This is a genomic window from Vibrio sp. LaRot3, from assembly GCF_027587025.1.
In the GTDB taxonomy this organism is placed as follows: Bacteria; Pseudomonadota; Gammaproteobacteria; order Enterobacterales; family Vibrionaceae; genus Vibrio.
The window spans coordinates 127,244-152,754 of the sequence record NZ_JAPPTI010000001.1 but is presented as its reverse complement, the minus strand read 5'-3'; the positions used below and the strand labels follow the sequence as shown (position 1 = coordinate 152,754).

The following is a 25,511-nucleotide window of genomic DNA, read 5'->3' as shown; positions in this document are numbered from 1 at the left end:
GCGTCATTCGTTGTCTCGAGCCATGCCGTTAATAACGATGTTGTTGTAGCTCACCATACCAATCACATTGCCATCCTCAATCACAGGAGCTCGGCTAATCCCGAAACGCTCAAACAGGCGCGCGCAATATTTCACATTCATCTCTGGGTTAACGCATAACGCGGGCTTAGTCATGATCTCGTAAATATTGGTTCTCTCCGGAGAGCGGTTCTGCGCCAACACTTTTTTGGCTATGTCATTCATAAGGACTAAACCAAATTCATCATCTTGGTTGCGCTTATTCACCACCAGCGCTTTCACTTCGTTTTGCCGCGCGGTTTGAATGCCTTCTTGCACGGTAATCAGGCCATCAACCAATACGTAAGTTGCGGCCATAACATCTCTGACTCGAATAATGGCTTGCGTTGTCATAGTTCATCCTCAACCACTTTAGTTAACTTTTCGACTTGGTGAGCGACGCCAACCGCATCTTCAATATCAATTTGAATTGCGATACCTTGACCAGACTCTTGATCAAACTCCCCCACCTCACTGATGGTTTCTAAAATTTGCCGTGATAGGTGCTCTTCCACGACAAATAAAATCACGTCTTTTTGGACTTCTAACGTCAGACCAAAAAAAGTTCGCTTTTGATTTAGCCCTTCACCCCTCGCATTGTTAATAACGGTGGCTCCAGTAGCCCCTGCCTCACGAGCCGCGTCGAGTACGAGGTCGGTCTTACCATCTTCAACAAAGGCCAATATCAGCTTAAAGCGCATTTTCCTTTTCCTCTTGATTGGATTCTCTATTCAGCCACTGAGTTATTTGGGCATAAGCCATGACTGAAATAATTGGGAATAGACTGGCAAAAGCAATTAAGCCAAAGCCATCTATCATGGGATTTCGCCCCGGTACGGTTGACGCCAACCCTAAACCTAGCGCCGCAACTAACGGCACTGTTACCGTCGAGGTAGTCACACCTCCAGAGTCATACGCGAGCGGAATAATCAGCTTAGGCGCGTAGAAAGTTTGAATTACCACGACTACATAACCTACGATGATGTAGTAATGAATAGGGTCGCCAACAACAATACGATAACTACCTAGCGAGATACCGATAGCAACGCCAAGCGCTACCGCAATACGTAAACCATTCACGCGGATGCTACCACCAGAAACTTGATTCGCTTTGATCGCCACCGCGATCAGCGATGGCTCAGCAATGGTCGTGCTAAAGCCGATACAAAACGCAAACAAATACACCCAATAATAATCGACCCAAGTGAGCGCTTGGCTAGCACTCATGCGCATTTCAGAGAGAAAGTCTGGCTCAGTCAGTTGCTGAGCCATGGTTTCACCAAGTGGAAACAACGCGAGCTCTAAGCCTAATAAAAAGAGCGACAAACCTAATATAACGTAGAAGAAACCAAGGATAACTTTGGGTAAGTTGGTGACCGGCCGGCGTAACACGGCGAACTGAAAACCAAAGATGATGGTCGCGATGGGTATTACATCGGTAATGGTATCGAGAAAGGTCGATAAAAATCGCTCAAGCATCATGCCACCACCATTCCGTAAACCATAACAAACATCATCGGCAACAAAGAGGCAAACGCAATTAACCCAAACCCATCAATCATCGGATTACGGCCTTTAATTGAGGAGGCTAACCCCACTCCCAAAGCTGTTACCAAAGGTACGGTAATTGTTGAGGTGGTCACGCCACCAGAGTCATAAGCCACACCAATAATGCTTTCCGGCGCAAACCCAGTAAGAATGACGACCCCGATATAACCACCAATAATTAGGTAGTGGATTGGCCAGCCTTTCAATATTCTCAAGACGCCTAATACAATCGCAAACCCAACGGATAACGCAACCGTCAATCGCAGGCCATTTGAATAGGACTCCCGTGCCTCTAATTGATTCGCAATCATGCCCCCTTCGGCTGCAACTTCTGCCGCTTCATCTGCAATGGCAGTCAATGCCGGCTCTGCCACTGTGGTTCCAAAACCTAAGCAGAAAGCAAAAATTAAAAGCCAAATAACACTCCCTTTTCTGGCAAAAGCCTGAGCCATGGTCTCACCAATAGGGAATAACCCCATCTCAAGCCCAAAGATAAAAAAGGTTAATCCGAGTACGACCAGTATCAAACCAAAAGCAATCGATAGTATGTTGGGCAGAGGTTCTTGGAGTACCACAATTTGGAAGAAACCAATCACCACAATGATAGGCAGCAGATCGCGTAAACTACCCAACATAGCTTTGATTAACGCGCTCAGTGCTTGCATAAGCTTCTCCATCCGTTCAACGCATTCCTTTGCCTTATGCAGACATATTGCCAAACAATCTGGGAGCAGTTTGTGACAGGCGCTACGTCACGCCTTGAAGATGTAACAAAATATTAATTCTGTGATTCTATACTCACCGTGACCGCACTCTCTATTGAGATTTAACACAATTATGTAAGCCAATGATCCGATTTGAATTTAAATCGCTATAATTAGAAATCAGACAGGGAGGTTGTGATGAAAATTTTATTGACTGGCGGCACTGGATTTATCGGTAGAGAGCTTCTTAAGCATCTTTCTACCCATGAAGTTGTGTTACTCACTCGCTCACCCGATAAAGCCAAACAAGCGATCAACCATGCTGATCTAGGCAATATCACTTATGTCTCCCATCTCAACGATCTCCATGATCTCAATGATTTCCACGCCGTCATCAATCTTGCTGGTGAACCCATTGCCGACAAACGTTGGAGTAATAAGCAAAAGAAAATGATTTGTGATAGCCGCTGGAATATCACCGAAAAGCTCGTCAATCTGATTCATGCCAGCACCACCCCTCCATCTGTTTTTATTAGTGGTTCCGCCGTTGGCTATTACGGAGATCAACAAGACCACCCATTTGATGAAAGCCTCCAAGTTCACAGCCAACACTTCTCCCATCAGGTTTGTCGAAAGTGGGAAGAAATCGCCAATCGCGCCCGCTCTGAGCAAACTCGAGTCTGTATTTTGCGCACCGGGATTGTACTCGGTTGCCATGGAGGAGCACTGGCGAAAATGGTTCCTCCTTACAAACTAGGCTTGGGAGGCCCGATTGGTTCAGGAGGACAGTTTTTACCTTGGATTCATCGACTCGACATGGTGCGTGGCATTGTCTATCTGCTCGACACCGAACATGCTCATGGAGAGTTTAACCTCTGTGCTCCACATCCAGTCACCAATCGCAGCTTTAGTAAGACTTTGGCCAAGGTGTTAAAACGTCCACATTTTCTCTTCACTCCCAAATGGGCACTAAAAATCGCGATGGGGGAAAGCTCAGAGCTGCTGTTTGATAGTGTTCGCGCAAAACCTAAAAAACTAACGGAACTAGGATTTATTTTCAGCTATTCTCGACTAGAGCCTGCGCTAAAAAATATATTACAACATCACGAATAATCCTTTACTCTTAATCGCTTAAGGACTGAGGTTAAGGGATAATAAATGTCGAAAGCGATTTTAATTACTGGCTGCTCTACAGGTATTGGCTATGAGGCAGCACTCGCCTTACACAAACGCGGCTATCAGGTCATCGCATCTTGTCGAAAAGCAGAAGATGTCGCCAAGTTGCAACAAGAGGGATTGACCTGTATTCAGCTAGACCTCGCCGATAGCAACAGCATTACAAACGCGGTTAAACAAACGTTACAAATCACCGATGGTAAGCTCTACGCCCTATTCAATAATGGCGCTTACGGCCAACCTGGTGCGTTAGAAGATCTCCCGACTCAAGCCCTTAGAGAGCAATTTGAAACCAATGTTTTTGGTTGGCATCAACTGGTACAAGAAATCCTCCCTATCATGAGAAAGCAAAACCATGGTCGAATCATACAAAACAGTTCGGTGCTTGGTTTTGCCGCAATGAAATATCGCGGCGCATATAACGCCTCAAAGTTCGCTTTAGAAGGTTGGACTGATACTATCCGCTTAGAGTTAATGGATACTAATATTCAGATAAGCTTGATTGAGCCGGGGCCAATTGAAACGGCATTTCGCGCGAACGCGTTAATTGCCTTTAAGAAATGGATAAATGTCGAACGCAGTGTTCACGCGACGCAATACCAACAGCAAATGGCACGTCTAGGTAAAGAGGCATCAAACAACGCCTTTGTTTTACCGCCCTCGTCATGTGTCACGCCATTGATTCATGCCTTAGAAGCAAAGCAGGCCAAAATTCGCTATCGCGTCACCAAACCGACTAAAGTTTTTGCAGTTTTAAAACGCTTGCTACCAACACGATTGCTGGACAAAATTCTCTCAAAAGCCGCTTAGCCTTGTCATTTTAACGTAACAATCCAGCGGTACTATTAACAATGAAATCACTTACTCAGCGTTTCATTCGGTACTGTTGCATGTCACTAAATCAACTCAATTGGCTGTGTGTGAGTGTTGCGCTAACTCTACTACTCGTAATATGAACACCTTCGCTTGCTAAACGCCATCTACTTCTTGATGGCGTTTTTGTTCATCACTTTTTCCTGTAACTCTCGGCGCGTACTTGATTAATCCCCTCCTCGCCCATATCTTTGATTTATCAGAGACAAATGGTAAGGACATCTCGATATGCAATCTCCTTTTATCGTCGAGCTAAACGAACAAAACTTCCGCCAAGTATTAGAAGGTTCAATGCAAACCCCTGTATTGATCCACTTTTGGGCACCAATGAGCCAAGAAAGCAGTGAAGCGATCCCACAATTACAGCAACTCACACAGCAGTATAACGGTGCGTTCACCCTTGCTTTGCTTAACTGTGAACAAGAACAAATCATTGCCTCTCAGTTTGGCGTTCAAACCTTACCAACCATCGCCTTATTCGTTAATGGCCAGCCTGTTGATGGCCTCGGAGGACCTCAACCGTTAGAAGCCATCCAACAAATGTTAGCCAAGCACTTGCCAAGCCAAGAAGAACTCACCTTAAAGCAAGCATTAGAGCTAATTCAAATCGGGCAACATGCGCAAGCATTAGCTCTGCTGCAAACTTTACCTGAAGAGCTTAAAAACAAAGGTGACATCAAATTAGCTTTAGCCGATTGTTATTTAGAGACTCAAGATTTCTCGCAAGCAGCTAATCTGCTAGAACATATTCCGCTTGAGTATCAAGACAATTACTACAAAGGCTTAATTGCTAAACTGGATTTACAACAACAATCCGCGAATAGCCCAGAGATTCAATCGTTAGAAACAAACTACGCGCAAGATCCAAACAATACCGAACTGGCCATTGAGCTGGCTCTTAGCTATCACAAGGTTAACCGTGATGAAGAAGCGCTAGAAGTGTTGTGGGGACATTTAAAAACCAACCTAAACGCACAAGACGGCGATGTGAAAAAAGCCTTCATGGATATCTTAAGCGCTTTAGGTCAAGGCCATGCCATCGCAGGTAAGTACCGCCGCCAGCTCTACTCAATCCTTTACTAGAGTGAAAATAAAATAACACGAAATCATAATGTTAAGGCCGAACTATTTCGGCCTTAATTTTTATAAATTCGGCAGAATATCTCGCAAACCCGTTTGTGATTAGATTCAATTTAAGCAACAATAGCAACAAACTAATATTAAAGGACTTTCTTATGCCTATAGATACACTCATCGTCATCGCGGTATTTGTCATCGTTGCTATTGCTATCGTGTTTGCCGGTGTAAAAACCGTTCCGCAAGGTAATCACTGGACAGTAGAACGATTTGGCCGTTACACCCACACATTAAAGCCTGGCTTAAACATCATCATTCCTTTCATCGATGGTATTGGCCACAAGATCAACATGATGGAACGCGTACTGGATATTCCGGCGCAAGAAGTCATCTCTAAAGACAACGCAAATGTCACCATTGATGCGGTTTGTTTCGTACAAGTTGTAGACGCAGCGAAAGCGGCTTATGAAGTAAACGATCTTGAACACGCGATTCGTAACTTAACCCTGACTAATATTCGTACCGTTCTCGGCTCTATGGAACTAGATGAAATGCTGAGTCAGCGTGACCAAATCAACGTTAAACTACTGTCTATCGTCGATGAAGCCACTAACCCTTGGGGTGTGAAAGTAACGCGTATCGAAATCAAAGACGTTCAGCCACCAGCAGACCTGACTGCTGCGATGAACGCGCAGATGAAGGCAGAACGTAACAAGCGTGCTGACATTCTTGAAGCAGAAGGTGTACGTCAAGCTGAAATCCTAAAAGCGGAAGGTCACAAACAATCTGAGATCTTAAAAGCAGAAGGTGAGAAACAAGCTGCGATTCTTCAAGCGGAAGCCCGTGAGCGTGCAGCAGAAGCTGAAGCCCGTGCAACTGAGATGGTATCAACAGCAATTGCTCAAGGTGACATGCAGGCCGTGAACTACTTTATCGCTCAAGGCTACACCGACGCGCTGAAATCTATCGGCCAAGCAGAAAACGGTAAGATCATTATGCTACCACTTGAAGCTTCTGGCCTAATGGGCTCGGTTGCTGGTATCGCCGAGATGTTTAAGCATCAACAAGATAAGTAGAGGTTAACGTGTTTGAGATTCTAGACAGCATGAATTATTGGCATTGGCTTGCATTTGGCTTAGCACTATTAGCCGCTGAGTTACTCGGAACGGCTGGTTACATGTTGTGGCTAGGTATCTCAGCGCTCGCCGTGGGTCTTCTCCTATCGATATTGCCAATCAGTTGGCAAATGCAATGGGTAAGCTTTGGTGTCTTTTCTCTGCTCACCACTTGGCTTTGGTGGCGCAAACAGCTACAAAGCGATAGTAAAGATGATCAATCACGCGATCTTAATCAAAAAGATAAGCAGTTGGTCGGTCAAGTCATCACTTTAGATCAAGACGTTCCTTCGGGTAAAGCTCGAATCCGAATCGGCGATACCACTTGGTCAGCTTATAGTGAGCACAAGTTAGCGAAAGGCACTGTGGTTCAAGTGACCGAAATGAACGGCATTACGCTGACCATCAAGCCCAAAGTAGATTAACCCCAACTTACTAATTTGAAAGGGGCTTAATTAAGCTCCTTTTTCATATCTTGCACCTCACAAACAAACCTACCTACTTTTAAAGCCTTTGTTCAACTGCCCAATAGCGTTTGCAATCACTCTCATTGCGCACCTGCTTATAACTAATGTTTATTCCTAATATCGTAAGGAAATATACAAACTATGCTTTGCCTGGTGAATAGCAACATCAAGCGCAAAGAAAAATAATAATAAATTCAGAACTCTATGCACTTCAATCATCTAAAAAATGCCAACCGATATGCAATGAGTTTTATTTTAAATCTCAAATTTTTAGTTATTTGTTGCAACAAATTATCATTTAAATTTGATCTTTGTCAGACTGTTTTCATACTAAAGGTATCTCGGAAACATTGAGATGAGTCACAAAAACAACGAGGATTTATTATGAAAAGTATTATTGCTCTATTTTGCTCTGCGCTGCTATCTTTCTCTGTTTTCGCTTCATCAAATCAGGGGGGCAACAATGGTTCAGCTTCCGAGCGTGGCCCTTGGGTAGAATGTCACCTATCTGATGGTACTTCAGATTATGTACCAAGTGGAGTGTGTAAAGAAAAAGGTGGGTTATAGACGAAGCGTGCCAATCGAGTTCGCGCACGAAACTTACGTTTCGTGCGCGTAAAATTATTATTTTGAAACTAACCAGGCTAAAATAGATTTTCGATCCGATATAGACGCCTCTCCATACCAGTAAGCCATCATTTCTAAAGCTTGCGACCCTTCTACAGAAATTTTCTTGTTTGACTCTCGATTTTCGAATGCTAGTCGAGTAAATTGCTTAAACTCTGCTGGAGTCGCTTTCTCACTCCAATAAACAATCATTTGAGCCGCATTTGATTCAACGCTTTTAGCTGTTTCAAATGGAGCATTATTTTTCTCAGACTGCGCAACTTCCGTTATAAGACCGTTGTTTTTATTGTAACGAACTAACTCTTTTTTATAGTCTCTTCCGATACCTAGTATTGGAGGAAGAGTATCAATCTTAAAATCAATATTATTTCCGTTAGCATCGACTAACCTAACTTGAGGATTTTCATTAAACTGATCTGCATGTACTTGTCGCGTTACTTTAACTGCAGGTTTTAGCAAAAGAGTTGTATCTTCAGCATCAAAAGTAATGACAAAAGCATCTGAATTAAACTTGTCGTTACTGCCTGAAGCTGTATTGATCAACTTTGAAAGACGAAAAACTATTTGGTTGGTGCCATTTTCTACTTCAAAAACAGGCATATCAAACAACCAGTAACCCGTTTCTTCCATATTAATCAATTGAGGGGAAATCTCGTCATCGAAGTTTAGTCCAACTTTCGCTTGAGAATTAAATGATGCAGTTAACACACCAATAGCTAATAGAGCTTTTATCACCTTCATTTATAATCTCCTGATAGAAAAAACGAGCATTCTCGAAAGAATGCTCGTGTAATAAGACAGTTAGACTAACTAATAAGACTTAGCTTAGAAGTAGTATTCAGCACCAAACACAAAGTTTGTACCATCTTCTGAGTTATCATCGCCATCGAAGTCGTAGTCACGAACATCGAAGTACAAGATAGAGCTTGGAAGTAGGTAAGCTACACGACCTGTTACCGCAGTATCTGAGTCATCTTGACCAGCTGCATCTGCAACAGTTGTTGTAGTCTTGTGAGCGTAACCAGCTTTAACAAACCAGTGATCATCAATTGTGTATTGAACAGCCATAGAGTAACTTTCTTGACCGTTTTCACCGCTGTTTGCAGTGTCAATTGTTGCATCACGGTATGCAGCGTTAAGAGTAAAATCACCTAGGAATAGGTAACCACCAAGAACAAAGTAGCTACGATCGTATTCTAGCGTCGCACCCTCGCCATGTTCACCTTGGTTATAGAAACCAGCGTGAGCTAGGAAGCGGTCGTTTTGGTATGCAGCTGTTGCACTAGCTACTAGAGCACTGGTGTCAGCTTCCATACCACTTAGAGTACCAGAGAATGTGAAGCCACCAAAATTAGCTGAATCATAACGAATCACGTGATCCGCACGTCCTTGCCAATCAGCGTCCAAGTCACCGCCAGCTGAACCATGCCAATCATCAAATACGTTACCAGTACCTGGGTTAGTGTGACCATCGACGATGTTGTAAGCTGCAACTAGTTGACGACCGTACTTGATAGAACCGAAGCCTTCCCAATCAAAACCAAGGTAAGTATCACGTACACCTAGGCCACCAGAGTTAGTACCGTTGTTCGCGTTGCCACCTTCCATTTGCCAAATAAAGTTTGGCTCTAGATCTTCAAACTCTACTACACCACGGAAACCGATACGAGATTCGATATCTGCGATTACAGTGTTAGTTGAATCTTGGTTAGAAGAATAAATTAAAGCACCCGCTGCTTGACCGTAAAATTGTACCGCGTCACCAACAACTTGTACTGCTGCGTTTGCTGAACCCGCTACTGCAGCTGCTGCCACTGCCGCACCTACTAGAGTGCGTTTGAAAAATTTGTCCATGGAAAAACTCCTAAAAATGGATATAGCTGTTTTATGTTTTCTCCCCTTAGTTGGCCGCCGAAGGGAGAAGGTATTCCTAATAAAATCTCAACCAGTCATATTTAGATTGATTTAGATTTTTAAGTTGCTGCATACACGTTGTGTATCCATGGGGCTTAGACTAACTTCGCGACAAAAAACATCAATGAGAACTTAATTTCTTTATAAAAAAATATGAGCCACGGCATACTTTTTAAAAAGTGGTGATCTGCGTCGAAAATATTTTTTGAACTTTACTGAACCACCAAAAGTTCCAACAAAAACAAAAACTTAAACAACACACCACAAAATAAAATTTGAACCTGATCGCATCAAATCACCTTTTAGCAATCCGTAAAATAGAACTATGACTCACATCACGGATTAATTTATCTAGTAAAAAATAAAAAGATGTCGCGTTAATTTCGCGCAAAAAAAAACGACTGAAATTGCTCTCAGCCGTTTATTTAGGACAAATTTAGTTACATGAGATCGACTAAATCTTGCTCGGTTTTGATTTCAATGCCTAACTCTTGCGCTTTAGCGAGCTTAGAACCCGCATTTTCACCGACAAACAGGACATCGGTTTTCTTGGAAACACTCCCCGTTACCTTAGCCCCTAAGTTTTGCAATGCCGCTTTGGCATCACTACGAGATAGCTGAGCTAAAGAACCGGTTAAGACTACCGTTTTTCCAGCCAATGGTTGTGGTACAGATTCATCACGCTCTTCAATTGCTGGCCAATGAACACCTTGGTCAATCAAGTCTTCTATAACTTGTTGGTTGGTCGTTTGAGCAAAAAAGCTAATTAGATGACTTGCGACGATCGCACCGATGTCTTGAACTTCAATCAAACTGTCGTGGCTAGCCGCCATCACCGCAGGTAAGGTTTTATAATGATTCGCTAAATTTGCCGCGGTAGCTTCCCCCACTTCGCGAATTCCAAGCGCATATAAGAAGCGCGGTAAAGTCGTCTGCTTAGACTTTTCTAGTGCGTCCACGACGTTTTGTGCTGATTTAGGCCCCATACGATCTAATACCGTAATTACGCCAGCACTTAACTTGAACAAGTCAGCTGGTGTCTCGACCATTTCACGGTCAACTAGCTGTTCAATCACCTTATCGCCAAGCCCATCGACATCTAAAGCTTTACGCGAAACAAAGTGTTTAAGTGCTTCTTTACGTTGTGCTTGGCAAACTAAACCACCAGTACAACGAGCAACCGCCTCACCCTCAACGCGCTCTACTGCAGAACGACACACAGGACAAGCTTCTGGGAACACGATCTCTTTCGCGCTATCAGGTCGACGATCTTTTACTACTGACACTACTTGCGGGATAACGTCACCTGCACGGCGAATAATCACACTGTCACCAACCATCACACCCAAACGTTCGATTTCATCAGCGTTATGCAGTGTGGCATTGCTGACTGTTACACCGCCGACAAATATTGGCTCTAACTTCGCGACAGGCGTAATCGCACCTGTTCGTCCTACCTGAAATTCCACATCATTAAGAACCGTTATCTCTTCTTGTGCAGGGAACTTATAAGCAATAGCCCAACGAGGTGCACGAGCTACAAAGCCTAGGCGATCCTGTAAAGCAATCTGGTCAACTTTGATCACAACACCATCAATTTCATACGCCAAATCATCGCGGCGAGTAAGAATATCTTGGTAATACGCTTTCACTTCATCTAATGAACTGACTAGTTTGGTCTCAGGACACATAGGCATGCCCCAACCTTTTAGCTGCAAAAAGCGCTCATAGTGGCTCGATGAAAGCTCTGCCCCCTCAACTACACCTACGCTATATGCGTAAAAACTAAGCGGGCGGGTTGCCGTAATGCGAGAGTCCAACTGGCGCAGACTACCAGCCGCGGCATTACGTGGGTTAACAAATGTTTTTTCACCTTTTTTTAGAGCGATTTCGTTCAGTTTGTCGAAACCAGCTTTAGGCATAAACACTTCACCGCGCACTTCAATACGGCTTGGCCACCCCTCGCCACGTAATTTCAATGGAATGGCACTGATGGTTCGCACGTTTTCTGTAATGTTCTCACCGGTAGCACCATCTCCTCGCGTTGCTGCTTGAACAAGAACCCCATCAACATAAAGAAGACTTACCGCCAAACCATCGAGTTTTGGCTCACAACAAAACTTATCAAACGTCGCGCTTGGAACACGATCGCCCATGCGCTTATGAAAGCTTTCTAACTCGCCATCATCAAACGCGTTATCCAGCGACAACATTGGGATTTCGTGAACCACCGACTCAAATCCAGCTAAAGGCTGACCACCTACTCGCTGACTTGGAGAGTCAATGGTCACTAACTCTGGGTGCTTCTGTTCGATATCTAGCAACTCTCGCATCAAACGATCATATTCTGCATCAGGAATTTCCGGGCTATCTTCCACGTAATAACGCACTGCGTGGTAATGAAGAGTGTCACGTAACTGTTCGAGTTTTTGTTGGATTTCTGTCGACATGGCTCGCTCGTAATAAAAAGAGAAATTGCGAATGTGGTGAGTATACGAAGTCCTCCACCTCACGCAAACAATATTGCTCAACTCATACGAACGGTTTCGCTTAAGTTGGCCTATAAAAAACAAAATAGGCCCCTACGTGAGGGGCCTATTTAGGAATCAAGCTAAAATACGATCAGCTTTTTTGCTTTGCTTTAAATTGCTGAATTTGAGCGCGGTACGCATCAAGACGATTTGGCGTCATCAAGTTGCGTGCATCATCTAATACGTTTGCACCCAAATCATCGGCAATCTGCTGCGCTGTTTTAAGCATCAGCTTAAAGTTTTGTTCAGCATCACCAAAACAAGGCAGAGTCATAAAGAAAGAAATACCCTTAGTTGTAAATTCTGCAGGGTCATCATGCTTTAAGGTGCCAGGCTGCATCATGTTAGCAACACTAAATAGCACTTTACCTGTACCTGATAAATCCGCATGGCGGTGGAAGATATCCATCTCGCCGTAAAGCAAGCCATTTTGCTGCATACTGTCAAACAGTTTAGTGCCGATAAATGCGTCTTCTCCAGAGCAGTGTACATTCAGTACAATTACTTCGAGCTCTGGCTCTGAATCAGGTTCTTCCACGACTGGGGCAGTAGCTTCAACGCTATCCGCTTGTTCAATTTCAGCAATCGTACTGTTGACTGAAATTTCATCCAGCGGTGCTTCTGGCTCATCTAATGAAGAAAAAGAAGGAATGTCGATTTCTTCCTCTACTTCATCGTTTTTTTCTGCTGGAGCTTGTGAGCTTGGCTCTTGATAATCATCAATCAATGGATCGCTCGTGATCTCTGGCTCAACAAATTCTGGTTCTTTTCGCTCTTTACGGATAATTTCAAAATCATCTTCCGGAGCAAATCCGCGCTCCGAACTGCGATCAAACACTTCATCGTTGTCTACATCTAATGTGCCTAACGGCTTATCACCAAATTTAGACTTTCCTTCTTTTTTACTTGTCCACAATCCATGGAACAACAGCGCCACGATGGCCAGTGCACCAACACCGATGAGTACAATTCGCAATTCCGGCATGTTTTACTCTCATTTGCTTAGCCGACAACAAACTCAGGCTAAGTGATTTAAATCTGAAACTGAATTCAATTACTTTACCAAAGTTAACTGGGTGTTTAGAACAAATTAATGTGAGAAGTTCCGACAATGTTGTGATTTTGAACACGCTTTTTTCTTGTTAAGATAGAAAAAGGTCAAAACATCAGCTTTCAAACACTTAATTATGAATACTATTAATTCTCAACGTTCAGGATTTGGCTATTTTTTCTACGGATTAGAAATTGCTCTAACTCCGGGAATTCGCCGCTTCGTCATCATGCCTCTACTAGCAAATATCGTTCTAGTTGGTGGCGCTCTATTTTACTTGTTTTCCCAACTCGACATTTGGATTGAGCAACTGCTCGGCCAATTACCAAGTTTTCTGTCTTGGCTCAGTTACGTATTATGGCCTCTACTGGTTTTAACCATCTTGGCCACCTTCTCATATTTCTTTAGCACTCTAGCAAATTTCATCGCCGCCCCCTTTAACGGTTTATTGGCCGAAAAAGTAGAAGAGCACTTAATCGGCGAAAAAATCAATGACGATGGCTTTAGCGCAGTGATAAAAGATACCCCACGTATTCTTGCTCGCGAATGGCGCAAGCTTCTTTATGTGTTACCTAAAGCGATTGGTCTATTTCTTCTATTGCTTATTCCTGCATTAGGTCAAACTGTCGGCCCTGTATTGTGGTTTATTTTCACCGCATGGATCTTAGCGATTCAATATTGTGACTACCCGTTTGATAACCATAAAGTTAAATTCAACGACATGAGAAACAATTTGAAACAAAAACAAGGAAAAGCGTACGGCTTTGGCGCATTGGTGAGCATCTTTACCACTATTCCAATTCTCAATTTAATTGTGATGCCAGTAGCGGTATGCGGTGCGACCGCGATGTGGGTAGCTGAATTTAAGCAAGACGCGATAAAATAGCGGCAACGTGGCGAGCGTAAAGACATCAAAGTGTGACTCCACTCGATGAATTAACCATTCGCTCGCCACTAACTTCAATAATCTCTTTCATATCATATAACTTTTTAATCCTTTTATAGTTTTTTCGACTAGCCTAATCTCTTAACCATATTCAAATACTGACTTGTTTGCGCTGCACTTATGCCATCACCGAGCAAGTTGCTAACTAATGAAGGATCATACAATGAGCAAAATCTTTGAAGATAACTCTCAAACCATCGGTAACACGCCACTTGTACGTTTAAACAAGGTTAGCAAAGGCAATGTTCTTGCTAAAGTTGAAGCTCGTAACCCAAGCTTCAGCGTTAAGTGCCGTATCGGTGCAAACATGATTTGGGATGCAGAGAAACAAGGCAAACTAAAAGAAGGCGTAGAACTTGTTGAGCCTACCAGTGGTAACACAGGTGTTGCTTTAGCATTTGTAGCAGCAGCTCGTGGCTACAAGCTAACCCTAACAATGCCTGAATCAATGAGCCTTGAGCGTCGTAAGCTACTTAAAGCACTTGGTGCAAACCTAGAGCTAACAGAAGCAGCGAAAGGCATGAAAGGCGCGATAGCTAAAGCAGAAGAGATTGTTGCAAGCAACCCTGAAAAATACCTGCTTCTACAACAGTTCAACAACCCTGCTAACCCAGAGATCCACGAAAAGACAACTGGCCCTGAAATTTGGGACGCAACTGACGGTGAAATCGACGTACTTGTTTCTGGTGTAGGTACAGGCGGTACGATTACAGGTACAAGCCGCTACATTAAAGGTGAGAAAGGTAAAGCCATCACTTCAGTAGCCGTTGAGCCAGCAGAATCTCCAGTCATCGCTCAAGTACTTGCAGGACAAGATCCACAACCTGCACCACACAAAATCCAAGGTATCGGTGCGGGTTTCATCCCTGGCAACCTCGATTTAGAGTTAGTTGACCGCGTTGAATCTGTAACATCAGATGAAGCCATCGAGATGGCTCGACGTCTAATGGAAGAGGAAGGAATTCTAGCGGGTATTTCTTCAGGCGCAGCGGTTGTTGCCGCAAACAGATTAGCAGAACTACCTGAATTTAAAGGAAAAACAATTGTAACCGTATTGCCAAGTTCTGGTGAGCGCTACCTAAGCACCGCGCTATTTGCAGGCATATTTACTGAAAAAGAGAACCAACAGTAATACGTGTTCAAATCAATTTTTCGTTCAAAAAAGCCCCATACAGGGGCTTTTTTGTTGATCCCTGCCGCACCTTTGGTAATATCAGCTCTGTTTTATTTTTAGCTTCAAAATAATGTAGCTAAAACAGAGTTTCCAAGGCAGAGAATTTAAAGCAAACGTTTTATTCTTTGCTGTAAAAATTGTAACCTGTTTGAGTTTTGGAACATTCAGAAGTTGGTTCGCTAGAACTACTCTCGATAAACCGTTAACCTAAACATGGTTAATAAACTATCTAAAAATAAATTAATTGGGGTATACAAAATGTACGAGAAGCAAGTTGAAATCACTGCAGAAAACGGCCTTCACACTCGTCCAGCTGCACAGTTCGTAAAAGAAGCTAAAGCATTCGACGCGGACATCACAGTGACTTCAAACGGCAAAAGCGCAAGCGCTAAGAGCCTATTCAAACTACAAACTCTAGGCCTAGTAAAAGGTACTGTAGTAACTATCTCAGCTGAAGGCCCACAAGCTCAACAAGCTGTAGACCACCTAGTTGCTCTAATGGACCAACTACACTAATACGGTCTCCTATTTTCAAAGCCATTTTGTGAAAACAAAATGGCTTTGTTGGAAATAGGCCCAAAGATAAGCTACACATTATCGTTAGCGCACCCATTATTTTTCCAGTTTAAAGTTGACCAATTTAAGGTAAGGCTATGATTTCAGGCATCCTAGCATCTCCTGGTATTGCTATTGGTAAAGCACTACTACTTCAAGAAGATGAAATTGTCCTAAATACAAACACTATCTCAGACGATCAAGTAGAAGCAGAAGTTCAGCGTTTCTTCGACGCTCGTAACAAATCTTCAGCACAGCTTGAGACTATCAAGCAAAAAGCACTTGAAACCTTCGGCGAAGAAAAAGAAGCGATCTTTGAAGGTCACATCATGCTTCTTGAAGACGAAGAGCTAGAAGAAGAAATCCTAGCACTGATCAAGAACGACAAGATGCACGCTGATAACGCTATCCACACGGTTATCGAAGAGCAAGCATCTGCGCTAGAATCTCTAGACGACGAATACCTAAAAGAGCGCGCGACTGATATCCGCGACATCGGTACTCGCTTCGTTAAAAACGCACTAGGCATCAACATCGTTTCTCTAAGCGATATCGACCAAGAAGTTATCCTAGTTGCTTACGACCTAACGCCATCTGAAACTGCACAAATCAACCTAGACTACGTTCTTGGTTTTGCTTGTGACATCGGCGGTCGTACTTCTCACACTTCAATCATGGCACGTTCTCTTGAGCTACCAGCAATCGTTGGTACTAACGACATCACTAAGAAAGTGAAGAACGGCGACATGCTTATCCTTGATGCGATGAACAACAAGATTGTTATCAACCCATCAGAGGAAGAGCTAGCAGAAGCAAAAGCAGTGAAAGCCGCTTTCATTGCTGAAAAAGAAGAGCTAGCTAAGCTAAAAGACCTACCAGCAGAAACTACTGACGGTCACCGCGTAGAAGTATGCGGTAACATCGGTACTGTTAAAGACTGTGACGGCATCATCCGCAACGGCGGTGAAGGCGTTGGTCTGTACCGTACTGAATTTCTATTTATGGACCGTGACGCTCTTCCTACTGAAGACGAGCAGTACCAAGCGTACAAAGAAGTTGCAGAAGCAATGCACGGTGAACCAACGATTATCCGTACTATGGATATCGGTGGTGACAAAGATCTACCATACATGGATCTTCCAAAAGAGATGAACCCATTCCTAGGCTGGCGCGCAGTACGTATCAGCTTAGACCGTCGCGAAATCCTCCGTGACCAGCTACGCGGTATCCTACGTGCATCAGCACACGGTAAACTACGTATCATGTTCCCAATGATCATCTCTGTTGAAGAAATCCGTGAGCTTAAGAAAGCAATCGAAGAGTACAAAGCAGAGCTACGCGCTGAAGGTCACGCGTTCGACGAAAACATCGAAATCGGTGTTATGGTTGAAACACCAGCAGCTGCAGCTATCGCGCATCACCTAGCGAAAGAAGTGTCATTCTTCTCTATCGGTACTAACGACTTAACTCAGTACACACTAGCTGTTGACCGTGGTAACGAAATGATTTCTCACCTATACAACCCACTATCACCTGCTGTACTTACAGTAATCAAGCAGGTTATCGATGCGTCTCACGCTGAAGGTAAGTGGACTGGTATGTGTGGCGAGCTAGCAGGCGACGAGCGTGCAACACTACTTCTACTAGGTATGGGGCTAGATGAGTTCTCAATGAGCGGTATCTCTATCCCTAAAGTGAAGAAAGTAATCCGTAACTCTAACTTCGCTGAAGTTAAAGCAATGGCTGAAGAAGCACTTTCTCTACCAACGGCTGCTGAGATTGAAGCTGTTGTTGAGAAGTTCATCGCTGAGAAAACTCAATAATTTGCAAGTACTGATCAAGTTTTAACTTAAATACATTGCAGCTGTGGGCTAGCAGCCTAATTCTTAATCATTATTTATGAATTTAGATTGCTTAACTAAGCAGGCTGCAATTGTTAAAACAAAAGGATAGATGGCTAAAAATGTTCGTCTATTCCACCAGATTGGTATACTATATTGCGAAAGAATAAAACTAAACGTTAGGAGCATGACACAATGGGTCTGTTTGATAAACTTAAGAAGCTAGTATCTGACGATAGCGCTGACGCTGGTGCAATCGAAATCATCGCACCTCTATCAGGCGAAATCGTAAACATCGAAGATGTGCCAGATGTAGTATTCGCAGAGAAAATCGTTGGTGACGGTATTGCTATCAAACCTGCGGGTGACAAGATGGTAGCTCCTGTAAACGGTACTATCGGTAAGATCTTCGAAACTAACCACGCATTCTCTATCGAGTCTGACGATGGCGTTGAACTGTTCGTTCACTTCGGTATCGACACAGTTGAACTAAAAGGCGAAGGCTTCAAGCGTATCGCTGAAGAAGGTCAAACTGTTAAAGCTGGCGACACTATCATTGAGTTCGATCTAGCTCTTCTAGAAGAGAAAGCGAAATCTACTCTAACTCCAGTTGTTATCTCTAACATGGACGAAATCAAAGAGCTAAACAAGCTTTCTGGTTCTGTAACTGTTGGCGAAACTTCAGTTCTACGTGTAACTAAGTAATTTCTACTTAGCCAAACGAAAAAACGCTGCCCTTGAGCAGCGTTTTTTGTTTTCTAGGTTCTCTATAAACCTAAAGCATACTTCAACACTTGATTCTTAATTGGCCCCGTTTTATTCGCCAATTTTAATACAGCATTACGCACTAGCTTTAACGGCGCCACATCATTACTAAAGCCTTTATAAAACACATCCATCCCAGATTGCATCAGTAGATTATCAGGACGACGCCTTAGATAATAACGACGCAGCACCTGCTCACTCAACTCATCTTCTTGCTGACAAACATCAAGCAATACCTCGACATCTTTAAAGCCAAGATTCACTCCCTGACCTGCCAACGGGTTGATTGTATGAGCTGAATCTCCAACCAAAATACAGCGATTCTTCACATACTCTTGAGCGTGACGACGAGTCAGCGGAAAAGAACCAAACTGTAGCACTTCAATATCACCCAATTCGGCTGGGAAATGAGCCAAGATTTCCTCTCGAAGTTGACTGTGGCTCATGTTGCAAAGTTGCTTAATACGCTTTGGCGAATCATACCAAACCAATGAACCTTGATTACCACATAGAGGTAAAAATGAACGAGGCCCAGTTGGATTAAACTGCTGCCAAGTAATGTCTTGTTGTGGCAGTTCCGTTTTAACGTTGATCAACATACAGTGCTGGCGATAATCCCAAGCAGTAATACCAATACCTGCCTGCTGACGAACTTGAGAGTTCGCACCATCTGCACCGACAACCCAATCAGCAGCTAAGCTTTCTCCTGACGCTAACTTAATGATGTTACTGCGCCCAAATTCAATACTCTCTAAAGAATCCGGGCAACGAAGTGTGAGGTTATCGCAGAGCTCAAACTGCTGCCATAAGCCCAATTGAATCAGGCGATTTTCGATAATGAAGCCCAGTTGATCGAGCTTTAGCTCATCACTATGAAAGCGAGTTCGACATTCAGGGTGCTCCCATGTTTCCAAGCGGCGATATGGACACACTCGCATCGCTTTAATGGCCTGCCATGCCCCTAACTGCTCTAACACAGCGACCGAATGGTGAGAAATAGCCGAAACACGGATATCCATTGGTTGTTCTTTAGAGAATGCCTTTGGCTCATGGCCTTCAACCAATACGACTTGTCGACCCTGTTTGGCAAAGCCGAGCGCTACAGCAGCACCAACCATGCCGCCACCAATAACTGCAATATCGAACTTGTTCATATTTTGCACTTCATCATCTTGATTTATGAGCGGATTTTTATTGTACGTATTGATCACCAAAATGTAACGAAAAACCTTAGTACAGTTACGGGCAAACCCCTTGTAAATTCAGGCCTTGGCTGATTGTGTAACAACACTAGTCAGTTGCTTTTTAAAGCAGTACAATACGCCGCTTACCGCCGAGATGGCGGCTATAATTTGAGCTAAACGTAATAGAATCCAAAATTATTAGTTCAATCTTTTTAAGAATTAACACGAGCGAAAGTGAGATGAGTAAGAAACTGCTAATTAAAACTTGGGGTTGCCAGATGAACGAATACGATTCATCAAAAATGGCCGACCTGCTTAACGCTGCAAATGGCTATGAGCTAACAGAGGATCCTGATGAAGCAGATGTTCTTCTTTTAAATACCTGTTCGATTCGTGAAAAAGCACAAGAGAAAGTGTTCCACCAGCTTGGCCGTTGGAAAACACTGAAAGACAAAAAAGACGGTGTGGTAATCGGTGTAGGTGGCTGTGTAGCTACTCAAGAAGGCGACCACATTCGTGAGCGTGCACCGTTTGTTGACGTTATCTTTGGCCCACAAACTCTTCACCGCCTACCAGAGATGATTCGCCAATCTCAAAGCGATTCTGCACCGGTGATGGATATTTCATTCCCTGAAATTGAAAAATTCGACAGCCTGCCAGAGCCACGCGCTGAAGGTGCAACTGCGTTCGTTTCTATCATGGAAGGCTGCTCTAAATACTGTACTTACTGTGTAGTACCTTACACTCGTGGTGAAGAAGTAAGCCGTCCTATGGATGACGTACTATTCGAAATTGCTCAGCTTGCTGAACAAGGTGTACGTGAAGTTAACCTACTAGGCCAAAACGTTAACGCTTACCGCGGCCCAATGCATGATGGTGATATCTGCTCGTTTGCAGAATTGCTTCGCCTTGTTGCGTCAATTGATGGTATCGATCGTATCCGCTTTACAACCAGCCACCCACTTGAGTTTACTGACGACATCATCGCAGTATACGAAGATACGCCAGAGCTAGTGAGCTTCCTGCACTTACCAGTACAAAGTGGTAGCGACCGTATTCTAACTATGATGAAGCGCCCTCACACAGCAATCGAATACAAATCAATTATTCGTAAACTGCGTAAAGCGCGTCCTGACATTCAAATCAGTTCTGACTTCATCGTTGCGTTCCCTGGTGAAACCGATAAAGATTTCCAAGATACGATGAAGCTAATCAAAGCCGTTGATTTCGATATGAGCTTTAGCTTTATCTTCTCTGCTCGCCCAGGAACACCAGCAGCAGATTACCCTTGTGATCTATCAGAAGAAACCAAGAAAGAACGTCTGTACGAGTTGCAACAAACCGTCAACGCACAAGCAATGCGCTACTCTCGCTTAATGTTAGGTACAGAGCAACGTGTATTAGTTGAAGGTCCATCTAAAAAGAATCTAATGGAGCTTCGCGCACGTACAGAGAATAACCGCGTGGTTAACTTTGAAGGTAGTGCTGACCTAATCGGTCAATTTGTTGATGTTAAAATCACAGACGTATTTGCTAACTCACTACGTGGCGAACTGGTTCGTACAGAAAAAGATATGGATCTACGTACTATCATTTCTCCAACTCAAATGATGGCGCGTACCAAGCGTGAAGATGAGCTAGGTGTAGCAACCTTTACGCCTTAAGCTTGAAATTACCCTGCTAAGTATCCATCTTAGACAGAGGTAAATAAGATCATTGGAAGTCCGGTCTAAATCGGACTTCCACAAATGAGAGGCAACTTTGAGCAATAAAATTGTAACCCTAGAAATCAATCTAGAACCTTCTGACAACCGTCGACTAGCCAGTCTATGCGGTCCTTTCGATGACAACATCAAACACTTAGAACGTCGTTTAGGCGTTGAGATCAGCTACCGAGGCAATTTCTTTACGATTGTGGGTAAACCACACACCTCAGCGGCTGCGTTAGAAATCATCAAAACTCTTTACGTGAGCACTGCTCCCGTGCGCGGCAATATCCCTGATATTGAACCGGAAGAGATCCACCTAGCGATCAAAGAAACCGGGGTACTAGAGCAAAGTGTTGAGTCGAATATCGAACACGGTAAAGAAGTGTTCGTAAAAACCAAAAAAGGCATCATCAAGCCGCGTACACCAAATCAAGCTCAATACTTGGTTAACATGGTCACGCACGATATTAGCTTTGGTATTGGCCCTGCTGGTACAGGTAAAACCTACCTTGCCGTAGCTGCGGCAGTCGATGCGTTAGAGCGCCAAGAGATTCGTCGTATTCTTTTGACTCGCCCTGCGGTTGAAGCAGGTGAAAAGCTCGGTTTCTTACCGGGTGATTTGAGCCAAAAAGTCGACCCTTACCTCCGCCCTCTTTACGATGCCTTATTCGAAATGTTGGGTTTTGAACGGGTAGAGAAGCTGATTGAGCGTAACGTTATCGAAGTCGCACCTTTGGCGTACATGCGTGGCCGAACGCTTAACGATGCCTTCATCATTCTTGATGAAAGTCAGAACACCACTGTAGAACAGATGAAGATGTTCTTGACTCGTATCGGCTTCAACTCGCGCGCTGTTATCACAGGTGATGTCACACAGATTGACTTACCTCGAGGCGCAAAATCGGGTCTACGCCATGCAATTGAAGTGCTAAATGAGGTTGATGACATCAGCTTTAACTTCTTCCAAGCTGATGATGTGGTTCGCCACCCAGTGGTTGCACGCATCGTCAATGCTTATGAGAAATGGGAAGCACAAGACCAAAAAGAGCGCAAAGAGTTTGAAAAGCGTCGCCGTGAAGAACGCGAAGCAAAGCTACTTGAAGCACAAAAAGCAGAACTGACTCCGTCAGTGCAGGAGAATAAGCAATAATGGCAATTGAACTGGATCTTCAATTGGCGGTCGAACAAGAAGATGGCCTGCCAAGTTTTGAAGATATTCATCTGTGGTTAAGCAAAACTGTTTCACAATTTCAGCCACAAGCTGAAGTGACAGTGCGCATTGTTGATGAACAGGAAAGCCATCAGCTTAACTTGGAGTACCGTGGTAAGGATAAGCCAACTAATGTGCTTTCTTTCCCATTTGAAGCGCCTCCAGGCATTGAAATGGATTTACTTGGCGACCTTATCGTATGCCGCCAAGTCGTTGAACAAGAAGCCATTGAGCAAGAAAAACCACTTTCTGCTCACTGGGCTCATATGATTGTACATGGCAGCTTGCATCTGCTAGGTTATGATCATATCGAGGATGACGAAGCCGAAGAGATGGAGTCCCTCGAAACAGAAATTATGCAATCTATGGGGTTTGAAGACCCATACATCTCTGAAAAGTAGATTGCACAATAGAGTAACCTTAGTGTTACTCGCTCGTGGAAGGTAAAGCACTGTCTTGTTTACGCTTTATCTTTCAATGTGCGCTATCACACATCTGATAGCACAACGAATTTGAGAAACAATGAACGAAGACAATTCGCCCTCTTCTCTAGAAGGTAAGAAAGAAAAATCTGAAGGTCCGAGTAGAAAGTCCTTCTTTGAACGCTTAGGTCAACTATTCCAAGGTGAACCAAAAGATCGCCAAGAGCTTGTCGAAGTATTTCGCGACTCAGAGGAAAACGACCTGATTGACCATGACACCCGAGACATGCTTGAAGGTGTAATGGAAATCGCCGAAATGCGAGTGCGTGACATCATGATCCCACGCTCGCAAATGGTTACTGTTGAACGCACCGATGATTTAGATGCACTCGTTGCACTCATCACAGACGCTCAACACTCTCGCTACCCTGTGATCAGCGAAGATAAAGACCATGTGGAAGGCATTCTATTAGCGAAGGACTTACTCAAATACTTAGGTTCAGGCAGCGCTGAGTTCGATATCGAACAAGTGATTCGTCCAGCAGTTGTTGTACCTGAAAGCAAACGTGTCGATAGACTGCTTAAAGAATTCCGTGAAGAACGCTACCACATGGCTATTGTGGTAGACGAATTTGGCGGTGTTTCTGGCCTTGTCACCATCGAAGATATCCTTGAGGAGATCGTCGGTGATATCGAAGATGAATTCGATGACGAGGAAGAGCTGGATATCCGTAAACTCTCAAAACACACTTATGCTGTAAAAGCATTAACCACGATTGAAGAGTTTAACGAAACCTTCGGTACTTCGTTCAGCGATGAAGAAGTAGACACAGTAGGCGGCTTGGTAATGACCACATTTGGGCACTTACCAACCCGTGGTGAAATCGTTGAAATTGATCACTACAGTTTCAAGGTAACTGCCGCTGACAACCGCCGTGTGGTTCAGCTTCAAGTAACGGTTCCAGATGAAGAACCATTACCTCAGCCACTAGAAGAGTGATCATTCACTTTTCCACAATAGATAATAACGATGATTAGTACTCTAGTTCATCGCCTAAAGCGGCCCATAGGGGCCGCTTTTGTTGGCGCTCTTACCACCTTATCTTTTGCCCCTTACCAGCTTTGGCCTATCGCCATTATTAGTGTTGCCCTACTCCTTTGGCTCATTCACGGTCAAACCGCCAAGCGCGCAATGTGGATTGGTTATGCATGGGGTATTGGTCAATTTGCCACGGGTATTAGCTGGGTTCATGTCAGCATCGATAACTTCGGTGGTATGCCTAAACTAGCTAGCCTGTTACTAATGGCTCTGTTGGTTGGCTACCTTGCCATTTATTCAGCGCTATTTACTGGGTTACTAAACCGCTTTGCACCTAACAATGACCGTACCCGCTACTTACTTGCCGCTCCCGCATTATGGTTGGTCTGTGATTGGTTACGCGGTTGGGTAATGACTGGCTTCCCATGGCTATGGATGGGTTATGGCCAAATAGAGTCTCCATTAGCAAGCTTTGCGCCTTTGGGTGGTGTCGAGCTTATCACTCTGTTTGTCGTCATAAGTGCCAGCGCCATTGTTTATGCGGCTTTAAATAAGCAGTGGTCAATTCTAGTCATTCCTGCGGTTATTTTTGCCACCGGTTTTGGTTTACGCGGTATCAGTTGGGTCACGCCAAACCCAACCAGCACCACCAAAGTTGCATTGATTCAAGGGAACGTTGACCAAGCGTTAAAATGGGTACCAAGCGAGCGCTGGCCGACGATCATGAAGTATGTTGATCTTAGCCGTCGTAACTGGGATGCTGATATTATCATTTGGCCTGAAGCCGCTATTCCAGCTTTTGAGTTCGAGATAACGTCTTTCTTATCCAACTTAGACAGTCTCGCCAGTGGCAACGATAGTGCAATCATTACCGGTGTAGTGAACCAAGGTGAAGACCGTCAGTTCTACAATAGTATTCTTTCGCTAGGGCAAAATGCTTATGGCGAATACAGCTACGACTTAGAACAACGTTACCACAAACATCACTTGCTACCGTTTGGTGAATTTGTGCCGTTTGAATCTATCCTGCGCCCGATTGCGCCTCTATTCAATTTGCCAATGTCTTCATTCTCGCGTGGCGACTTTGTGCAAAATAATATTGACGCGAATGGCAAGCAGTTAGCTCCCGCACTTTGCTACGAAATTATCTTCAGTGAGCAGGTTCGTCAAAACATCAATGACGATACAGACTTCATCTTGACTCTTTCTAATGATGCTTGGTTTGGGAATTCAATTGGACCTTTACAGCATATGGAAATCGCCCGTATGCGAGCATTAGAGTTTGGTAAACCAGTCATTCGCTCAACCAACAATGGTGTTACTGCTGTTACGGACTATCGCGGCGAGATTACTGCGAAAATCCCTCAATTTGAACAGCAAGTTCTAAAAACTGATGTCGTGTCGACCGATGGTCAAACTCCGTATCACAAGGTAGGTAGCTGGCCACTGTATGCATGGGTAATGGTTTGTTTTCTTTTTGTACTCATAAGAAGAAAGCGCAGCAAATAATTGAAAGGGCTCTTAGA

25 protein-coding genes are annotated in these 25,511 nt (G+C 43.9%); 16 read left to right on the top strand and 9 right to left on the bottom strand.

Translation table 11 applies throughout. From position 1 onward, the window contains the following. Positions 1 to 3: 3 nt before the first annotated feature. The 4 genes from OH461_RS00745 to OH461_RS00730 are packed head-to-tail and all read right to left on the bottom strand — an operon-like array spanning position 4 to position 2,270. Complete coding sequence (locus OH461_RS00745; RefSeq protein ID WP_270018768.1) at positions 4 to 411, bottom strand: CBS domain-containing protein; 408 nt, start codon at positions 409 to 411, stop codon at positions 4 to 6. Further along, complete coding sequence (locus tag OH461_RS00740) at positions 408 to 758, bottom strand: P-II family nitrogen regulator (RefSeq protein WP_270018767.1); 351 nt, start codon at positions 756 to 758, stop codon at positions 408 to 410. Before OH461_RS00740 ends, OH461_RS00745 begins: the two co-directional genes overlap by 4 nt. Then, on the bottom strand, positions 748 to 1,539 hold the full coding sequence (locus OH461_RS00735) for a DUF1538 domain-containing protein (RefSeq protein WP_270018766.1): 792 nt from the start codon (positions 1,537 to 1,539) through the stop codon (positions 748 to 750). Before OH461_RS00735 ends, OH461_RS00740 begins: the two co-directional genes overlap by 11 nt. After that, positions 1,536 to 2,270, bottom strand: coding sequence for a DUF1538 domain-containing protein (locus tag OH461_RS00730; RefSeq protein WP_270018765.1), 735 nt, complete (start codon positions 2,268 to 2,270; stop codon positions 1,536 to 1,538). Before OH461_RS00730 ends, OH461_RS00735 begins: the two co-directional genes overlap by 4 nt. Before the next feature lie 237 nt (positions 2,271 to 2,507). Here OH461_RS00730 and OH461_RS00725 point away from each other — a divergent pair, with 237 nt between their 5' ends. From OH461_RS00725 to OH461_RS00700, 6 genes are all read left to right on the top strand, one after another. Next, complete coding sequence (locus OH461_RS00725) at positions 2,508 to 3,422, top strand: TIGR01777 family oxidoreductase (RefSeq protein WP_270018764.1); 915 nt, start codon at positions 2,508 to 2,510, stop codon at positions 3,420 to 3,422. A 45-nt stretch (positions 3,423 to 3,467) separates the two neighbouring features. Continuing rightward, entirely contained in the window at positions 3,468 to 4,295 is an 828-nt protein-coding gene (locus tag OH461_RS00720; RefSeq protein ID WP_270018763.1) for an SDR family oxidoreductase, read from the top strand. A gap of 291 nt (positions 4,296 to 4,586) precedes the next feature. Beyond that, positions 4,587 to 5,441: a co-chaperone YbbN gene (locus OH461_RS00715; protein WP_270018762.1), complete on the top strand. Its 855-nt coding sequence runs from the start codon at positions 4,587 to 4,589 to the stop codon at positions 5,439 to 5,441. Positions 5,442 to 5,593: 152 nt separating this feature from the next. Then, on the top strand, positions 5,594 to 6,511 hold the full coding sequence (locus tag OH461_RS00710; protein ID WP_270018761.1) for an SPFH domain-containing protein: 918 nt from the start codon (positions 5,594 to 5,596) through the stop codon (positions 6,509 to 6,511). Between the two features lie 8 nt (positions 6,512 to 6,519). Further along, positions 6,520 to 6,975: an NfeD family protein gene (locus OH461_RS00705; protein ID WP_270018760.1), complete on the top strand. Its 456-nt coding sequence runs from the start codon at positions 6,520 to 6,522 to the stop codon at positions 6,973 to 6,975. Between the two features lie 426 nt (positions 6,976 to 7,401). Then, on the top strand, positions 7,402 to 7,584 hold the full coding sequence (locus OH461_RS00700; RefSeq protein ID WP_270018759.1) for a hypothetical protein: 183 nt from the start codon (positions 7,402 to 7,404) through the stop codon (positions 7,582 to 7,584). 57 nt (positions 7,585 to 7,641) lie between these two features. On the opposite strand, the gene OH461_RS00695 is transcribed toward OH461_RS00700, so the two are convergent. From OH461_RS00695 to zipA, 4 genes are all read right to left on the bottom strand, one after another. Beyond that, entirely contained in the window at positions 7,642 to 8,385 is a 744-nt protein-coding gene (locus OH461_RS00695) for a YccT family protein (protein ID WP_270018758.1), read from the bottom strand. A gap of 84 nt (positions 8,386 to 8,469) precedes the next feature. Further along, complete coding sequence (locus tag OH461_RS00690) at positions 8,470 to 9,498, bottom strand: porin (protein WP_270018757.1); 1,029 nt, start codon at positions 9,496 to 9,498, stop codon at positions 8,470 to 8,472. A gap of 500 nt (positions 9,499 to 9,998) precedes the next feature. Beyond that, positions 9,999 to 12,008, bottom strand: coding sequence for an NAD-dependent DNA ligase LigA (ligA, locus tag OH461_RS00685; protein ID WP_270018756.1), 2,010 nt, complete (start codon positions 12,006 to 12,008; stop codon positions 9,999 to 10,001). 172 nt (positions 12,009 to 12,180) lie between these two features. After that, positions 12,181 to 13,074: a cell division protein ZipA gene (zipA, locus tag OH461_RS00680; protein WP_270018755.1), complete on the bottom strand. Its 894-nt coding sequence runs from the start codon at positions 13,072 to 13,074 to the stop codon at positions 12,181 to 12,183. 202 nt (positions 13,075 to 13,276) lie between these two features. Here zipA and cysZ point away from each other — a divergent pair, with 202 nt between their 5' ends. The 5 genes from cysZ to crr all read left to right on the top strand — a co-directional run bounded on the left by cysZ (position 13,277) and on the right by crr (position 18,361). Next, positions 13,277 to 14,026, top strand: a complete 750-nt coding sequence (cysZ, locus tag OH461_RS00675) for a sulfate transporter CysZ (protein ID WP_270018754.1) — start codon at positions 13,277 to 13,279, stop codon at positions 14,024 to 14,026. Positions 14,027 to 14,249: 223 nt separating this feature from the next. Beyond that, on the top strand, positions 14,250 to 15,218 hold the full coding sequence (gene cysK / locus OH461_RS00670) for a cysteine synthase A (protein WP_270018753.1): 969 nt from the start codon (positions 14,250 to 14,252) through the stop codon (positions 15,216 to 15,218). A gap of 300 nt (positions 15,219 to 15,518) precedes the next feature. Further along, entirely contained in the window at positions 15,519 to 15,776 is a 258-nt protein-coding gene (locus OH461_RS00665) for an HPr family phosphocarrier protein (RefSeq protein ID WP_011078325.1), read from the top strand. A 137-nt stretch (positions 15,777 to 15,913) separates the two neighbouring features. After that, a complete protein-coding gene (gene ptsI, locus OH461_RS00660; RefSeq protein ID WP_270018752.1) occupies positions 15,914 to 17,638 on the top strand; it encodes a phosphoenolpyruvate-protein phosphotransferase PtsI in 1,725 nt (574 codons plus the stop codon). Positions 17,639 to 17,851: 213 nt separating this feature from the next. Further along, positions 17,852 to 18,361: a PTS glucose transporter subunit IIA gene (gene crr, locus OH461_RS00655; protein ID WP_260259135.1), complete on the top strand. Its 510-nt coding sequence runs from the start codon at positions 17,852 to 17,854 to the stop codon at positions 18,359 to 18,361. 62 nt (positions 18,362 to 18,423) lie between these two features. Here the strand turns inward: crr and OH461_RS00650 are convergent, their stop codons facing one another. Next, a complete protein-coding gene (locus OH461_RS00650; RefSeq protein WP_270018751.1) occupies positions 18,424 to 19,575 on the bottom strand; it encodes a 2-octaprenyl-3-methyl-6-methoxy-1,4-benzoquinol hydroxylase in 1,152 nt (383 codons plus the stop codon). A gap of 269 nt (positions 19,576 to 19,844) precedes the next feature. Between OH461_RS00650 and miaB the strand changes: the two genes are divergently transcribed. The 5 genes from miaB (at position 19,845) to lnt (ending at position 25,494) form a co-directional block, all read left to right on the top strand. Then, positions 19,845 to 21,269, top strand: a complete 1,425-nt coding sequence (gene miaB / locus OH461_RS00645) for a tRNA (N6-isopentenyl adenosine(37)-C2)-methylthiotransferase MiaB (RefSeq protein ID WP_270018750.1) — start codon at positions 19,845 to 19,847, stop codon at positions 21,267 to 21,269. Positions 21,270 to 21,366: 97 nt separating this feature from the next. Next, entirely contained in the window at positions 21,367 to 22,464 is a 1,098-nt protein-coding gene (locus OH461_RS00640; RefSeq protein WP_270018749.1) for a PhoH family protein, read from the top strand. Beyond that, positions 22,464 to 22,925: an rRNA maturation RNase YbeY gene (gene ybeY, locus OH461_RS00635; RefSeq protein WP_270018748.1), complete on the top strand. Its 462-nt coding sequence runs from the start codon at positions 22,464 to 22,466 to the stop codon at positions 22,923 to 22,925. Before OH461_RS00640 ends, ybeY begins: the two co-directional genes overlap by 1 nt. Before the next feature lie 121 nt (positions 22,926 to 23,046). After that, positions 23,047 to 23,946, top strand: a complete 900-nt coding sequence (gene corC / locus OH461_RS00630) for a CNNM family magnesium/cobalt transport protein CorC (RefSeq protein ID WP_270018747.1) — start codon at positions 23,047 to 23,049, stop codon at positions 23,944 to 23,946. Between the two features lie 30 nt (positions 23,947 to 23,976). Further along, entirely contained in the window at positions 23,977 to 25,494 is a 1,518-nt protein-coding gene (lnt, locus tag OH461_RS00625; protein ID WP_270018746.1) for an apolipoprotein N-acyltransferase, read from the top strand. Positions 25,495 to 25,511 lie beyond the last annotated feature (17 nt).

Coding starts and splice junctions, on each gene's coding strand:
- OH461_RS00745 (WP_270018768.1), bottom strand. CDS start 411: ATGACAACGCAAGCCATTATTCGAGTCAGAGATGTTATGGCCGCAACT.
- OH461_RS00740 (WP_270018767.1), bottom strand. CDS start 758: ATGCGCTTTAAGCTGATATTGGCCTTTGTTGAAGATGGTAAGACCGAC.
- OH461_RS00735 (WP_270018766.1), bottom strand. CDS start 1,539: ATGATGCTTGAGCGATTTTTATCGACCTTTCTCGATACCATTACCGAT.
- OH461_RS00730 (WP_270018765.1), bottom strand. CDS start 2,270: ATGCAAGCACTGAGCGCGTTAATCAAAGCTATGTTGGGTAGTTTACGC.
- OH461_RS00725 (WP_270018764.1), top strand. CDS start 2,508: ATGAAAATTTTATTGACTGGCGGCACTGGATTTATCGGTAGAGAGCTT.
- OH461_RS00720 (WP_270018763.1), top strand. CDS start 3,468: ATGTCGAAAGCGATTTTAATTACTGGCTGCTCTACAGGTATTGGCTAT.
- OH461_RS00715 (WP_270018762.1), top strand. CDS start 4,587: ATGCAATCTCCTTTTATCGTCGAGCTAAACGAACAAAACTTCCGCCAA.
- OH461_RS00710 (WP_270018761.1), top strand. CDS start 5,594: ATGCCTATAGATACACTCATCGTCATCGCGGTATTTGTCATCGTTGCT.
- OH461_RS00700 (WP_270018759.1), top strand. CDS start 7,402: ATGAAAAGTATTATTGCTCTATTTTGCTCTGCGCTGCTATCTTTCTCT.
- OH461_RS00695 (WP_270018758.1), bottom strand. CDS start 8,385: ATGAAGGTGATAAAAGCTCTATTAGCTATTGGTGTGTTAACTGCATCA.
- OH461_RS00690 (WP_270018757.1), bottom strand. CDS start 9,498: ATGGACAAATTTTTCAAACGCACTCTAGTAGGTGCGGCAGTGGCAGCA.
- ligA (WP_270018756.1), bottom strand. CDS start 12,008: ATGTCGACAGAAATCCAACAAAAACTCGAACAGTTACGTGACACTCTT.
- zipA (WP_270018755.1), bottom strand. CDS start 13,074: ATGCCGGAATTGCGAATTGTACTCATCGGTGTTGGTGCACTGGCCATC.
- cysZ (WP_270018754.1), top strand. CDS start 13,277: ATGAATACTATTAATTCTCAACGTTCAGGATTTGGCTATTTTTTCTAC.
- cysK (WP_270018753.1), top strand. CDS start 14,250: ATGAGCAAAATCTTTGAAGATAACTCTCAAACCATCGGTAACACGCCA.
- OH461_RS00665 (WP_011078325.1), top strand. CDS start 15,519: ATGTACGAGAAGCAAGTTGAAATCACTGCAGAAAACGGCCTTCACACT.
- ptsI (WP_270018752.1), top strand. CDS start 15,914: ATGATTTCAGGCATCCTAGCATCTCCTGGTATTGCTATTGGTAAAGCA.
- crr (WP_260259135.1), top strand. CDS start 17,852: ATGGGTCTGTTTGATAAACTTAAGAAGCTAGTATCTGACGATAGCGCT.
- OH461_RS00650 (WP_270018751.1), bottom strand. CDS start 19,575: ATGAACAAGTTCGATATTGCAGTTATTGGTGGCGGCATGGTTGGTGCT.
- miaB (WP_270018750.1), top strand. CDS start 19,845: ATGAGTAAGAAACTGCTAATTAAAACTTGGGGTTGCCAGATGAACGAA.
- ybeY (WP_270018748.1), top strand. CDS start 22,464: ATGGCAATTGAACTGGATCTTCAATTGGCGGTCGAACAAGAAGATGGC.
- corC (WP_270018747.1), top strand. CDS start 23,047: ATGAACGAAGACAATTCGCCCTCTTCTCTAGAAGGTAAGAAAGAAAAA.
- lnt (WP_270018746.1), top strand. CDS start 23,977: ATGATTAGTACTCTAGTTCATCGCCTAAAGCGGCCCATAGGGGCCGCT.